Source organism: Paracoccus liaowanqingii, from assembly GCF_004683865.2.
Classification (GTDB): Bacteria; Pseudomonadota; Alphaproteobacteria; order Rhodobacterales; family Rhodobacteraceae; genus Paracoccus; species Paracoccus liaowanqingii.
This window is the reverse complement of record NZ_CP038439.1, coordinates 175,562-189,081: the sequence shown is the minus strand read 5'-3', so window position 1 is coordinate 189,081 and position 13,520 is coordinate 175,562. Positions and strand designations below refer to the sequence as shown.

At 68.8% G+C, this 13,520-nt stretch carries 17 protein-coding genes; 10 read left to right on the top strand and 7 right to left on the bottom strand.

Annotation, left to right across the window (positions count from 1 at the left end; genetic code table 11):
- Positions 1–46: 46 nt before the first annotated feature.
- From E4191_RS00850 to E4191_RS00825, 6 genes are all read right to left on the bottom strand, one after another.
- A complete protein-coding gene (locus E4191_RS00850) occupies positions 47–820 on the bottom strand; it encodes a DUF1217 domain-containing protein (RefSeq protein ID WP_176562607.1) in 774 nt (257 codons plus the stop codon).
- A gap of 7 nt (positions 821–827) precedes the next feature.
- Positions 828–1,232: a flagellar biosynthesis repressor FlbT gene (locus E4191_RS00845; protein ID WP_135311722.1), complete on the bottom strand. Its 405-nt coding sequence runs from the start codon at positions 1,230–1,232 to the stop codon at positions 828–830.
- Positions 1,229–1,582 carry a flagellar biosynthesis regulator FlaF gene (flaF, locus tag E4191_RS00840; RefSeq protein WP_135311721.1) on the bottom strand — a complete coding sequence of 118 codons (354 nt, stop codon included), beginning with the start codon at positions 1,580–1,582 and terminating at the stop codon, positions 1,229–1,231. Before flaF ends, E4191_RS00845 begins: the two co-directional genes overlap by 4 nt.
- 74 nt (positions 1,583–1,656) lie before the next feature.
- A complete protein-coding gene (locus E4191_RS00835; RefSeq protein ID WP_135311720.1) occupies positions 1,657–2,553 on the bottom strand; it encodes a flagellin N-terminal helical domain-containing protein in 897 nt (298 codons plus the stop codon).
- A gap of 165 nt (positions 2,554–2,718) precedes the next feature.
- Entirely contained in the window at positions 2,719–3,036 is a 318-nt protein-coding gene (locus E4191_RS00830; protein WP_135311719.1) for a hypothetical protein, read from the bottom strand.
- On the bottom strand, positions 3,033–3,278 hold the full coding sequence (locus E4191_RS00825; RefSeq protein WP_135311718.1) for a rod-binding protein: 246 nt from the start codon (positions 3,276–3,278) through the stop codon (positions 3,033–3,035). Before E4191_RS00825 ends, E4191_RS00830 begins: the two co-directional genes overlap by 4 nt.
- A 100-nt stretch (positions 3,279–3,378) precedes the next feature.
- Between E4191_RS00825 and fliK the strand changes: the two genes are divergently transcribed.
- Entirely contained in the window at positions 3,379–4,851 is a 1,473-nt protein-coding gene (gene fliK / locus E4191_RS00820; RefSeq protein WP_135311717.1) for a flagellar hook-length control protein FliK, read from the top strand.
- 9 nt (positions 4,852–4,860) lie between these two features.
- Positions 4,861–5,517 (top strand): flagellar hook capping FlgD N-terminal domain-containing protein, encoded by a 657-nt coding sequence (locus E4191_RS00815; protein WP_135311716.1) that lies wholly within the window; start codon positions 4,861–4,863, stop codon positions 5,515–5,517.
- Between the two features lie 324 nt (positions 5,518–5,841).
- Here E4191_RS00815 and cbbR read toward each other — a convergent pair whose 3' ends face one another.
- A complete protein-coding gene (cbbR, locus tag E4191_RS00810; protein WP_135314255.1) occupies positions 5,842–6,777 on the bottom strand; it encodes a LysR family regulator CbbR in 936 nt (311 codons plus the stop codon).
- A 97-nt stretch (positions 6,778–6,874) separates the two neighbouring features.
- Between cbbR and E4191_RS00805 the strand changes: the two genes are divergently transcribed.
- From E4191_RS00805 to E4191_RS00775, 8 genes are all read left to right on the top strand, one after another.
- Positions 6,875–7,858: an FIG domain-containing protein gene (locus tag E4191_RS00805; RefSeq protein WP_135311715.1), complete on the top strand. Its 984-nt coding sequence runs from the start codon at positions 6,875–6,877 to the stop codon at positions 7,856–7,858.
- A 7-nt stretch (positions 7,859–7,865) separates the two neighbouring features.
- Positions 7,866–8,738, top strand: a complete 873-nt coding sequence (locus tag E4191_RS00800) for a phosphoribulokinase (protein WP_135311714.1) — start codon at positions 7,866–7,868, stop codon at positions 8,736–8,738.
- A 35-nt stretch (positions 8,739–8,773) separates the two neighbouring features.
- A complete protein-coding gene (locus E4191_RS00795) occupies positions 8,774–10,228 on the top strand; it encodes a form I ribulose bisphosphate carboxylase large subunit (protein WP_135314254.1) in 1,455 nt (484 codons plus the stop codon).
- Entirely contained in the window at positions 10,225–10,374 is a 150-nt protein-coding gene (locus tag E4191_RS23595) for a hypothetical protein (RefSeq protein ID WP_176562605.1), read from the top strand. The genes E4191_RS00795 and E4191_RS23595 overlap by 4 nt, the downstream gene beginning before the upstream one ends.
- A gap of 55 nt (positions 10,375–10,429) precedes the next feature.
- Complete coding sequence (locus E4191_RS00790) at positions 10,430–10,849, top strand: ribulose bisphosphate carboxylase small subunit (protein WP_135311713.1); 420 nt, start codon at positions 10,430–10,432, stop codon at positions 10,847–10,849.
- A gap of 65 nt (positions 10,850–10,914) precedes the next feature.
- Positions 10,915–11,859, top strand: coding sequence for a CbbX protein (cbbX, locus tag E4191_RS00785; RefSeq protein ID WP_228461422.1), 945 nt, complete (start codon positions 10,915–10,917; stop codon positions 11,857–11,859).
- A 28-nt stretch (positions 11,860–11,887) separates the two neighbouring features.
- A complete protein-coding gene (gene rpe / locus E4191_RS00780) occupies positions 11,888–12,568 on the top strand; it encodes a ribulose-phosphate 3-epimerase (RefSeq protein WP_135314253.1) in 681 nt (226 codons plus the stop codon).
- A gap of 108 nt (positions 12,569–12,676) precedes the next feature.
- Complete coding sequence (locus tag E4191_RS00775; protein WP_135311711.1) at positions 12,677–13,456, top strand: SDR family oxidoreductase; 780 nt, start codon at positions 12,677–12,679, stop codon at positions 13,454–13,456.
- The last annotated feature ends 64 nt before the right edge of the window (positions 13,457–13,520 follow it).

The following is a 13,520-nucleotide window of genomic DNA, read 5'->3' as shown; positions in this document are numbered from 1 at the left end:
TCGGCAGAACGCCTGACGGGCGCCGCCTTGAACGAGGCCGCAGCCGTCAGGCGTTCTGCAGCAGGGTCAGCGCGGCGCTGTAGCGGTTCGCGGCCGGAAAGACGGTCAGCTGCGACCGGGCCATGTAGGTCTGGACCAGCCGGTCGATCGCCTCGGGCGAGGAGATGTCCTTGAAGCTGGAGCTGCCCAGCAGGCGTTCCGAGGCCTTGGTATATTCCTCCAGCTGGCGGTCGACGGGCAGGCGGCCATAGTTCTCGCCGAAGCCGAAGGCGCCTTGGAAGACCTTGCGCAGGGGGGCGTTGCCGATCACCTCGAACCACAGGGTGCGGTCGGTGGAGTCGCGGCCGCCCAACTGCTGCAGCTCGCGCCGGGCGTTCAGTCCCAGGCGCAGGGTGTCATCGCCCTGGCCGATGCGGCGTTCGAACTCGCGCTGGACGAAGGCCGTGCTGACCGTCTCGCCCAGATCGGCCGGCACCGCCTTGGCGCCGAACCCGAAGGCCTCGGCCAGCCGCAGGTAGCGCTTGTCCGCCAGCCGGTTCACCAGCGAGGTCCTGTCCGCGACATCGCTTTCCAGGACCTTCTGGATGAAGGCCTTGTTGGGCAGGTCGGCTTCCAGCCCGAAGGCCGACAGGGCCAAGCTGAGCAGGCGGTAGTCCTTGACCAGATCGGCGGCCTGGGTGGTGCGGGAGATGGTGTCGCGGAAATAGGTGGTCGACCGCTGCACCACGGGATCGCGGGCCACGGCCTGGATCTGGCGGGCCTCGATCCGCTGGACGATCTTCCAGCCGACCAGCCCGGTGGCACCGACGGAGATGGTCATGACACCCTCATTCGTGGCTGGCGGCGAAGAGGCGTGCCTCGCGCGGCAGAAGGTCGCGCAGCTTGCGCATCGCCTGATAGGGGTTGGGCTCGAGCGCGGCGGCGGTCGCATCGGCCAGCAGGATGCGGCTGTCGCGATCCTCGAAGACCTGGCTCAGCTGTTCGATGGCGACGGCCAGCTGGGACATCCCGGCCAGGGGTTCGGTGTCGCCCGACAGGATCAGCTGCGCGATGTAGAGCGCGCGCGAGACGGGCGTGCGGGCGCTGTCGGGATGGATCGCATCGCGCAGGCGCAGGACATTCGCATTGGGGGTCTTGATGGCGATCCTGGTCCGGCGGTCGCCGTTCTCGATCACGGCGCCATTGATCAGCACCCGTTCGTTCGGGGCCAGCTTGAGGACCAGGCCGCTCATGCCGCCCCCTCGCCGCGCAGGCCGCGCATGACGGTCATGTTGATGTCGATCAGCGGATCGGTGGCAGCCTCGCCGGCCATCACCGCATGGCCGTGGCGGATCGCGAAGCCGGCCAGCGACATCAGGCCCGCCTTGGTCGTGTCGGGCAGGGCATTGCCGGGTTCGGCCAGGTCGAAGGCCAGGAGGGTCCAGAGCTCGGTATTCGTGTGGACGGCCAGGATCGTGTCCTGGTTGTCGGTCTGGCGCGGCGATTGCCGCAGCATGCGGGTGACGCGCGAGAAGGCGTCGTATTCGGCGTCCCGGGCCGTGCGCAGGCCGCTGGAGCGATAGCCATGGTCGTTCAGGGGCATGACCGCGTTCACGTTCTAACTTTCCATTCTGGATATCTGGGAAGGGAAAGGGCGCCCGAGGGCGCCCGTCCGTGTCAGCCGCGGAACAGGGCCATGATGGCCGCCGGCGCCTGGTTGGCGATCGACAACGACTGGATGCCCAGCTGCTGCTGCGTCTGCAGCGCCTGCAGGCGTGCCGAGGATTCCTCCATGTCGGCGTCCACGAGGGCGCCGATGCCCGACTTGAGCGAGTCGGCCAGCTTGCCCACGAACTCGGCCTGACCGGTCAGCTGCTTGCCGTAGGAGCCCAGTTGGGCGGTCTTTTCCAGAACGCCGCTGATCGAGGTTTCAATCGCGGTGATGAACGCACCAATATTGGTGAGGTCATCCGCGCTAACGTCCAGGCTGGTGGCGGTGAAGATGGTCGACACACCAAAGGTCGCCGGCACAGCCGGATCAAGGCCGAGCGCGCCGATCAGGGTGTCGAGACCCGTGGTCGCGACCGAGATGGAGTTGGTCTTGGTCGCCACGGTAGCGCCGCGGTCCAGCGAGGCCAGAACCTTCAGGTCGGCCGTGCCGGATTTCAGCAGGTTCACGCCGTTCATCTGCGTGCCGTTGATGACCGACGCGATCTCCTTGAACTTCAGGTTGATGTCGGTGGTGATCTTCGCCTTCTCGCTGGCCGTCGCGGTGTTGTAAGCGCCGGCTGCCAGATCCTTGATGGAGCGCAGGCTTTCGACGACCTTCTCCGCACCGGTGCGGGCCGTGGTCACCACGGCATCCGCCACGTTCAGGTTCGACTGGATGGTCTTGAACGCCGACTGGTCGGTTTCCATGACCTTGGAGATGGCCCAGACCGCCGCGCTGTCCTTGGCATTGGCGACGGACTTGCCGGTCGCGATGTCGGCCTGGGTCTTGCCCAGCTGGGCATTCACGGATTTCAGGGTCTGCAGCGCGACCATGGCGCTGTTGTTGGTCAGAATGCTGGTCATGTTATCCTCCGAAAGGTGCTTTGCACCTGGGGTTTCCTACGTGGCCTTCTGACCGATCGGGCACCTGCCCTGCGCCGTTTCTGGCACGACACCGTTCTAGCTGCCGGTGATTGAGAAGTAGTGAAGATCGCCCCGCCGCTCAAATGAAGCTTGCCGGGCATTTTACTAAAACCTCTGCGCCGCGGTGGCCCGCGTGGGCATGACATTGCGCCGCCCGAGGGAATCGTAGGTCTGCAGGCTGCGCGCCGCCTGCACGATCGCGCGGATCTGATCGGCCGCCTGCTGGGCGCCTGTCAGCGAGGCCTGCGCCAGCGCGCGCAGCTCGGCCAGGGCGGGTTCCAGGCGGGCGCGGGCCTCCTCGTCGAGGCCCGCCCGGGCGGCGACGCGGGTCAGGTCGTCGATGGCGGCCAGGGCGGCCTGCGCATCGCCCGAGATCAGCGCCGCCCGGATCTGCGCCATCTGGCGGGTGACCGCGCGGCTCATTCCCGCGCGCCCAGCATCGCCGCGAATCCCAGGTCCAGCCGCCGGGCCAGAAGCGCCGCATGTTCGCGCGTCAGGAAGCTGGCGAACTGATCCTCTCCGGCGCCGCCGGAAAAGGCGCCCTCGGCCGGGGAAGGGCCGCAATATTTCAGCATCTCCTCCAGAAATGCCTGTTCCAGCTGGTCCGCGACCGCATGGGGCCCGGCCTTGGGCCCGCGCGCCGGTACGAGGGGGTCGATCTGCATCCTGGTCTCGCCTCCGATGTGAATGGATCGAAAATATGGGGCGGCAGTAAATAATTGGTAAGGAATCCCGGCTATCCAGAAAAAAACCGCGAGGCTTGGCATGGCTGAGATCCAGATGACCCCGACCTGGCCGTCCCGTGCGGAGGCGGCGCCCGAGACCGTCATGCCCCTCGACGGGGACCCGGGCTTTGCGCTGCTGCCCGTGGCGGCCGGGACTTTTTGGCCTCTTGCAGGTGCGGCGATGCCGGGGGCGCCTGGACCCGGGGCGACGGCCTCCGATCCCCTGGCCCGCTGGCTGGAGGGGGTGCTGGGCATGACGGCGGAATTCGCCGCGCCGCCCGCGAAGAATCCGGTCCTGCCCACCCCCGGTGCGGTCACGGTGCAGGTTGAGGGGGAGTTGGCTGCGCCCCTCGAGGAGCCGATGCCCGCCGAGGCGCAGGCAATCGAGGTGGGAACGGTCGAGACATCGGTCACGGCTGAGGTGCCGGGCGAAGGCAAGAACCCCGAATCGCCGGCAGGGATCGCGGTGCCCGAGGCGGATGCACCGCCGGTGCCGAAGACGGTGCCCAAGACGGTGGAGGGGGCGATGCCGCCGACGGACGGCATGGTCTTGCGCCTGAAGGAAGCGGATGCGCGGGGGACGCCGCAGGCAGGATCCGCGCAGGTCGCACCCCCGCCCGCGGACGCCCGGCATCTCGGGCCACCCCCGACAGGGGAGGCGTCCGTGGCCGTGGCACCGCCCGCGCCGATCGCGGGGGGGAAAGAGACCGATCCAAGCCTGGCCTCCGATGCGGACCAGCCGGGTCAGAGGCCCTTGCAGTCGGATCAACCGACCGGCAATGCACGCCCCGGTGATGTGGCAGCGGACCCGAGTGCCACGGAAGGTCGCGAATCGCCGACCGGCGCAAGGGCAGCGGTGGCCGGGCCCGGACGCGACGCGACACCCGACGTGGCGATGGTTGGAACGGTCAGATCCGATCCCGATGGGCGCGGCGCTGGCCAGAGGGCCGAGCAGATGCCTGTTCTGAAGGACTCCGGTCCCTCGCCGCGCGCGGGCGCCGTGCCGCTTTCCGGTCAGGCCGAGGCAGCGATCAACCCGGACGCTCGGCCCGCGCCCGAGTTTCGCGTGGCGGACCTGTCACGGCCCTCCCTGTCCACCGGGATCGGCGGGCCGGAGGTCGCCCCGGATCCCCGGCCGGTCATCCGGCAGGTGACCGATGCCTTGGTCATCACGCGGGGCGATCGGACCGAAATCGCCCTGTCGCCCGAGGAGCTGGGTCGGATCCGGCTGGTCATGTCGGGCCCCGACCGCAGCCAGATCACGCTCTGGGCCGAGCGGCCCGAAACGCTGGAGCTGGTGCGGCGCAATGCCGACCTGCTGACTCAGCAACTGGCCGAGGCGGGGGTGACGGCCGACAGCCTCGACTTCCGGCGCGACGACCGGGGGGGCGGACCCGCGTTCCCGCCCCTCGAACCGACCGAGGAGGGCGAGAGCCAGGCCGTGCCCACCGCCCTGCGCGTGACCCTTGCGCCTGCGCCGCTGAGCGATCGGCGCGTCGACATCAGATTGTAGGAGAGCCCCATGGTCGACGCCATCACCTCGCCCGTCCTGCCCGCGACGGGCGCAGCCCCCGCCCAGACCGGGTTCTCGGCCGAGGGAACGGGCGCGGATTTCCAGACCTTCCTGACCATGCTGACCGCGCAGCTGAAGAACCAGGATCCGCTGAACCCCATGCAGGGCACCGATTTCGCCATCCAGCTGGCCACCTTTGCCGGGGTCGAGCAGCAGGCGCTGAGCAACCGCTTTCTGGAACGGATGGCCGGACAGGCGGGCGGCAGCGGCCTGGCCGCCTGGATCGGCAAGGAAGCGCGGACCACCGCCCCCGTCTGGTTCGGCGATGCGCCCCTCACCCTGGACATCGCGCCGCATGGTCAGGCCGACAGCGTCCAGCTGGTCACCCGCGATGCCGGGGGCCGCGAGGTGGCGCGCGAGGAGATCGGGCCCGGCCAGGGCCAGATCGACTGGCGGGGCCGGGGTCCGGACGGCACGAAGCTGCCCGACGGGCTGTACGCCTTCTCTCTGGAAAGCCGCCGGGGCGAGGAGTTGATCGCCGAGACCCGTGTCGGCGCCTATGCCCGGATCGTCGAGGCGCAGTTCGAGGACGGGGGACGTCTGGTCTTCGAGGGCGGCGGTTCAGCGCCGGCCGCGGAGGTCACGGCGCTGCGTGATCCGGCGTGAGGGTGACAAGCGGGCGGGGCTAGGTGGTCGATGCCTGATCGCAGCATGAGGGGTCCGGGGCGCGATCACTGCACATGTTCGTCCTTTGGGAGGGGTCATGTGCGCGGGACGGGTCCTGGATGCCCAGGGAGCGATCTCTTGGGTGAGCCATTGAGGGTCTCGCACGACAGCGGCGGCGATCCTTGAGAAAGGCGCGGGCCAACGGGGTCGTGCATCGAGGCGGCAGTGCTTTTGGTGTCTGTCGAACATGGTCCACCGCCCCGTCCAAAGCGGCGTCAGGACGGGACAAAACTTAAGGCGGCCCCGCCCGCAGAGGACGAACCCTTACGGCGATGAGGCCTCGATCCGGGGCAGGAAGGCCCCGCCGAGGCCCGCGATGGCGGCGCGGATGCGTTCGGTGGCGGGGCTGGGGGCGCGGTCGGCGCGGTGCAGCAGGTACCAGCTGCGCTGGATCGGCAGGCCGATGGCCGACAGGGCGGTCAGGCGGCCGGCGCGCAATTCCTCGGTGCAGGTGTGCTGGGAGATCAGCGCGATGCCCAGGCCCGCGATCACCGCCTGCTTGATCGTCTCGTTGGTGCCCATCTCGACCGCGCGCCAGGGGGCGCCCTCGCCGATGCGGTCGAGGAAGCGGGTCATCAGGATGCGGGTGCCGGACCCCTCCTCGCGCGAGAGGAAGGTCTGGGACAGAAGATCGCCCGGCATCACCGGGTCCTGGGTGGCCAGCGGATGGTCGGGGGCGGCGATGATAATGTGGGGATGGGGGCCGATGGGGTCGGCGATCACGGCGGGCTCACGGGGCGGGCGGCCCATGATCGCAAGGTCCAGCTCGTCCCCCGCCAGGGCTGCCAGGATCGCGTCGCGGTTGCCGATGCGCAGCGTCACCTCGATGCGCGGCAGGGCGCGCTGAAGGGTCGCGACCAGGAAGGGCGCAAAATACTTGCCGGTCGAGACCACCCCCAGGACCACGGTGCCGCTGTGACCCTGGCGCAGCGCCGCGATCTCTCGGCCCGCGCGGGAAAGGGCGGTGGCGATCTGCGCCTCGGCCAGAAGCAGCGCGCGCCCCTCGGCGGTGGGGCGGAAGACGCCATGCTCGGCGCGGTGCAGCAGCGCGGTCCCGGCCAGATCGTCCAGCGATTTCAGCTGGCTGTGGATGGCGGGCGGGGTCAGGCCCAGCTGGGCGGCGGCCAGCGTCAGGCTGCCGCTGTCGGCGACGGCGCGCAGGGCGCGCAGCTGGCGCAGGGTGATCGCGTCGGTCTTCATCTTCATTTTTCCTGAATCAGGCTTCCCGCTTATTAAATTTTCCAAAAGCACCGCGCCTGTCAACCTGCCTCCAAGGGCGAGTGACCCGGGGGAGGCGATGAGCATGACGCATCTTGAGACACGCCTGATCCCCGCCCGCTTCCAGCCGGTGCTGGAGGCGATCGCGCAGGCCTCGGTCGCGCTGTCGGACCGCATCCGGCGCGGCGGCGAGATGGCCCAGGGTGCGGCGACGGCCGATGCGGCGGCCGAGGCGCTGTTCACCGCGGCGCTGCGCGGGGCCGGGGTGCGCTGGCTGTCCACGCCCCGCCAGCCCGCGCCGCAGGTCCTGCAGCCCGACGGCGCGCTGGCCATGGCGCTGGACCCGCTGGAGGGCGCCCCGGGGATCGAGGCCGACATCCCGGCGGGCACGATCTTCGCGATCTTCGCCGCCGCCGATACGGGACAGGCCGCCGACACGGGCGCGGCCAGCTTCCTGCGCCCGGCGCGCGACATGCTGGCGGCGGGCTATGTGCTGCACGGGCCGCGCTGCTGCCTGGTGGTCAGCTGCGGACAGGGCACGCAGGTCCATGTGCTGGACCCCGAAAGCCGCCGCTTCGCGCTGGCCCATGCGCGGGTCGCGCTGCCGCCGACCGCGCCGGAATTCGCCATCGACGCGGCCAACTATCGCCACTGGGCGCGCCCGGTCCGGGCCTATGTCGACGACTGCATGGCCGGGACCGAGGGGCCGCGGGCGCGCGAGTTCAGCATGCGCTGGACCTCGTCGTTGGTGGCCGAGGCGCATCGCATCCTGATGCGCGGGGGCATCTTCCTGGATCCGGCCATCGCCCGCCCGGGCGGCGACCGGGGCCGGCTGCGGCTGCTGCATCAGGCCGCCCCCATCGCCTTCCTGATCGAGCAGGCGGGCGGGCGGGCCACCGACGGCGCCCTGCCGCTGCTGGACGCGCCGATCCCCGCGCTGGACGCCCGCAGCCCGCTGGTCTTCGGCAGCGCCGACAAGGTGGAGCGGGTCGCCGGTTACCATGATCTGCCCGAGGCCGAGGTCTCGGCCCTGTTCGGCCATCGCGGCCTTTTCCGAGCCTGAGGACATCATGAGCAAGAAGCACCCCATCATCTCGGTCACCGGCAGCTCGGGCGCGGGCACGACCACAGTCAAGTCGACCTTCGACCAGATCTTTCGCCGCGAGGGCATCACCGCCGTCAGCATCGAGGGCGACGCCTTCCACCGCTATGACCGCGCCGCGATGAAGGCCGAGCTGACTGACCGTCTGGCGGCGGGCGACGCGACCTTCAGCCATTTCAGCTATGACGCCAACGAGCTGGAGAAGCTGGAGGAGATCTTTCGCATCTATGGCGAGACGGGGCGCGGCCAGACCCGGCATTACGTCCATGACGAGGCCGAGGCCGCCCGGTGGGGCAGCCCGCCGGGCACCTTCACCGATTGGGCGCCCTTCGAGGATGGCAGCGACCTGCTGTTCTACGAGGGGCTGCACGGGGCGGTGGTCAATGACGGCGTCGATCTGGCCGCGCTGGCCGATCTGAAGATCGGCGTGGTGCCGGTGGTCAATCTGGAATGGACCCAGAAGATCCACCGCGACAAGGCGCAGCGCGGCTATTCGACCGAGGCCGTGACCGACACGATCCTGCGCCGGATGCACGCCTATGTGCACTGCATCTGCCCCCAGTTCACCCAGACCGACATCAATTTCCAGCGGGTGCCGGTGGTCGACACCTCGAACCCGTTCATCGCGCGGTGGATCCCCACCGCCGACGAAAGCCTGGTGGTGATCCGGTTCCGCAACCCCAAGGGGATCGATTTTCCCTACCTGACCCAGATGATCGACGGGTCCTGGATGAGCCGGGCCAATTCCATCGTCATTCCCGGTCCCAAGATGGACCTGGCGATGCAACTGATCCTGACCCCGATGATCCTGCGCCTGACGGGCGAGGCCCGCCGCGCCTGACCCCCTTTTCCACGGAGGACGACCCAATGAACGAGATGCCCAAGACCCAGATGGACGCCAAGAAGCGCTATACCGCGGGCGTGCTGAAATACGCGCAGATGGGCTATTGGGAGCCCGACTACACCCCCAAGGACACCGACATCATCGCGCTGTTCCGCATCACGCCCCAGGATGGCGTGGACGCGGTCGAGGCGGCGGCGGCGGTGGCGGGCGAAAGCAGCACCGCGACCTGGACGGTGGTCTGGACCGACCGGCTGACCGCCTGCGACAAGTACCGCGCCAAGGCCTATCGCGTCGATCCGGTCCCCAACGCGCCGGGCGAGTTCTTCGCCTACATCGCCTATGATCTGGACCTGTTCGAGGGCGGCTCCATCGCCAACCTGACCGCATCCATCATCGGCAATGTCTTCGGCTTCAAGCCGCTGAAGGCCCTGCGGCTGGAGGACATGCGCCTGCCCGTGGCCTATGTGAAGACCTTCCAGGGCCCCGCCACCGGCATCGTCGTCGAGCGCGAGCGCCTGAACTGCTATGGCCGCCCGCTGCTGGGCGCGACGGTGAAACCCAAGCTGGGCCTGTCGGGCCGCAACTATGGCCGGGTGGTCTATGAGGCGCTGAAGGGGGGCCTGGATTTCACCAAGGATGACGAGAACATCAACAGCCAGCCCTTCATGCATTGGCGCGACCGGTTCCTCTATTGCATGGAGGCGGTGAACCGCGCCTCGGCCGCCACGGGCGAGGTGAAGGGGACGTATCTGAACATCACCGCCGGCACGATGGAGGAGATGTATGCGCGCGCCGAGTTCGCGAAATCGCTCGGCTCGATCATCGTGATGATCGACCTGGTCATCGGATACACGGCGATCCAGTCGATGGCCAAATGGGCGCGGGACAACGACATGATCCTGCACCTGCACCGCGCCGGGCATTCCACCTATACCCGCCAGCGCAGCCATGGCGTCAGCTTCCGCGTGATCGCCAAGTGGATGCGCTTGGCGGGCGTCGATCACCTGCATGCGGGCACGGTCGTGGGCAAGCTGGAGGGCGATCCGGCCACCACCAAGGGTTACTATGACATCTTCCGCGAGGAGCGGAATCCCATGGCGCTGGAGAACGGGATCTTCTTCGACCAGGAATGGGCGTCCCTGAACAAGATGATGCCGGTCGCCTCGGGCGGCATCCATGCGGGCCAGATGCACCAGCTGCTGCATTACCTCGGCGAGGATGTCGTGCTGCAGTTCGGCGGCGGCACCATCGGCCACCCCCACGGGATCGCCGCGGGCGCGCAGGCCAACCGCGTGGCGCTGGAGGCGATGGTCTTCGCGCGCAACGCGGGCCGCGACATCTGGAATGAGGGCGAGGATATCCTGCGCGACGCCGCGCGCACCTGCACGCCGCTGAAGCAGGCGCTGGACGTGTGGAAGGATGTCAGCTTCAACTATGCCTCGACCGACGCGCCCGACTTCGCGCCCACCCCCGAGGTGACGGCGTGACCGGCTGGCCGGATGCAGGCGCGCATCCGACCAGCCACCCCGACGGGGCCTGCGAGATCGCGCCCTATCTGCCGGTGTTCCTGCAACGTCTGGGCCCGCGCCTGCACACCCCACCCTGGGCGCCGCGCCGCGACCCCCATCCCTGAGGGCGCATATCTGCCTGCGCCCTGCCCCGCCCTTCTGCCACAAAGGATCCATGCCATGAAAATGACGCAAGGCCAGTTCAGCTTCCTGCCCGACCTGTCGGATGACGACATCCGCCTGCAGGCCCAGTACGCCATCGACAAGGGCTGGGCCGTGTCGGTCGAACATACCGACGACCCCCATCCCCGCAACACCTACTGGGAGATGTGGGGCCATCCGATGTTCGACAATCCGGACGCGGCCGCCGTGGTCTTCGAGGTCAACGAATGCCGCAAGCAGTTCGGCGGCCAGTACATCCGGGTGATCGCCTTCGACGCCTCGCCGGGCTGGGAATCGATCCGCATGAGCATGATCGTGAACCGCCCCGCCGTCGAGCCGGGCTTCCGCCTGACCCGGCAGGAGGGCGAGGGCCGCGCGGTCCGCTACACGATCGAAAGCTATGCCACCCGCGAACCCGAGGGCGCGCGCTATCCCTGAGGGGATCTGTCCGGGCGGCGGCTCCTCCCCGCCGTCCGGACGTCTTGTTTTCGCAAAGGTGCATGATGACCGACGACCAACCCACCCCATCTGCAGATATTCCCACCCATGTCGATCTGGCGCAGGACTTCGCCGACAGCGGCGTGGCCGAGGTGCTGGCCGATCTGGACCGAAAGCTGGTGGGCCTCGCGCCCGTCAAGGCCCGCATCCGCGAGACCGCCGCCCTGCTGCTGGTCGACCGCGCCCGCAGGCGGATGGGTCTGGCGACCGAGACGCCGACCCTGCACATGAGCTTCACCGGCAATCCCGGCACCGGCAAGACGACCGTGGCGCTGAAGATGGCGGCGCTGCTGCACAGGCTTGGTTATGTGCGCAAGGGCCATCTGGTGACCGTCACCCGCGACGATCTGGTGGGCCAGTATATCGGCCATACCGCGCCCAAGACGAAGGAGGTGCTGAAGAAGGCCATGGGGGGCGTGCTGTTCATCGACGAGGCCTATTACCTCTACCGCGCCGAGAACGAGCGCGATTACGGGCAGGAGGCGATCGAGATCCTGCTGCAGGTGATGGAGAACAACCGCGACGATCTGGTGGTGATCCTGGCGGGGTACGGCGACCGGATGGACAGGTTCTTTGCCTCGAACCCCGGCTTCCGGTCCCGGATCGCCCATCACATCGAGTTTCCCGATTACGGGGACGGCGAACTTCTGCACATCTCGGAAGGGATGCTGGCGCGGCAGAACTATGTGCTGGACGACGCCGCCCGCGCCGCGATGGCCCAATACATCACCGCGCGCCGCACGCAGCCGCATTTCGCCAATGCCCGCTCGATCCGCAACGCCCTGGACCGGGCGCGCCTGCGACAGGCCAACCGCCTGTTCAGCGAGGCGACAGGCCCGCTGGACGCGGCGGCCCTCTCGACTTTGACCGAGCCCGACATCCGCGCCAGCCGCGTCTTCGCGGGCGGGCTTGACGTGGACCGCGCCAGCAGGCAGGCCGCAGCCGAATGAGCCCCGCCGCATGACCCAGGAGACGCCCATGGATTTCGACCGCAAGATCAGGATCGCGCCCTCGATCCTCTCCGCCGACTTCGCCAATTTCGGGGCCGAGATCCGCGCCATCGAGGATCAGGGCGCGGACTGGGTCCATGTCGACGTGATGGACGGGCATTTCGTCCCGAACCTGACCTTCGGCCCGCCCGCCGTGAAGGCCTTCCGCCCGCATGTGCGGACCTTCATGGACGTGCATCTGATGATCGCGCCGGTCGACGCCTATATCGAGGCCTATGCCGAGGCGGGCGCCGACATGATCACCGCCCATGTCGAGGCCGGTCCCCATCCTCACCGCACCCTGCAGGCGATCCGCGCGACCGGCAAGAAGGCGGGCATCGCGCTCAATCCCGGCACCCCGGCCGAGGCGGTGGACTATCTTCTGGACCTCTGCGACATGGTGCTGGTCATGACCGTGAACCCGGGCTTCGGCGGGCAGAAATTCATCCACAGCCAGCTGGACAAGATCGCCCGCATCCGCGCCCTGATCGGCGACCGCCCGATCCACATCCAGGTCGATGGCGGCGTCGATCCGACGACCGCGCCCCTGGTCGCCCGCGCCGGCGCCGACGTGCTGGTCGCGGGCTCGGCCGTCTTCAAGGGCGGCTCGGTCGACAGCCCCGAAACCTACGGGGCCAACATGCGGGCCATCCGCGACTCCCTCGCCTGATCCTGCTTCGGTCTGGAAATATCGCGGGGGGCGGGCCCCCCGCTTCCCGCATTTGACAATCCCGCGATCCCCGCGTCTTCTGCGCCCCTCAACGAACAGGAGGACGCGATGGATCTGGGCATCAAGGGCAAACGGGGGCTGGTCTGCGCCGCCTCCAAGGGGCTGGGCCGGGGCTGCGCCGAGGCGCTGGCCGCCGCGGGCGTGAACCTGGTCATCAACAGCCGCACCGAGGCCGAGATCACCCGCACCGCCCACGAGATCGCCCAAACCTACGGGGTCGAGGTCATCCCCGTCGCCGCCGACATCACCACGCCCGAGGGCCGCGCGCGGGTGCTGGAGGCCGTGGGCCATGCCGACATCCTGGTCACCAATGCGGGCGGCCCGCCCCCGGGCAACTGGCAGGACTGGAGCCGCGACGACTTCATCCGCGCCATCGACGCCAACATGCTGTCGGCGGTGGCGCTGATGCAGGCGCTGGTGCCGGGCATGATGGACCGGGGCTGGGGCCGGGTCGTCAACATCACCTCGGGCTCGGTGCGCGCGCCCATCTCGGTTCTGGGGCTGTCGAACACGGCGCGGACCGGGCTGACAGGCTTCGTGGCGGGCATGTCGCGGCAGGTGGCGGGCAAGGGCGTCTGCGTGAACAACCTGCTGCCGGGCATCCATGCGACCGACCGCGCCGACAGCCTGGACGGCGGCGTGGCGACGGCCAAGGGCATCACCGTGGACGAGGCCCGCACGCAGCGGCAGGCCACGATCCCCACCGGCACCTATGGCACGGCCGCCGATTTCGGTGCGACCTGCGCCTTCATGTGCAGCCAGCAGGCGCGCTTCATGGTGGGACAAAATGTCCTGCTGGACGGCGGGGCGCTGAACGTCACGATCTGACGGCCCGCCGCCCGGTTGCAGGGCCCGGGCGGCCCTGCTAGGCCAAGGGGGAACCCGACCGAAA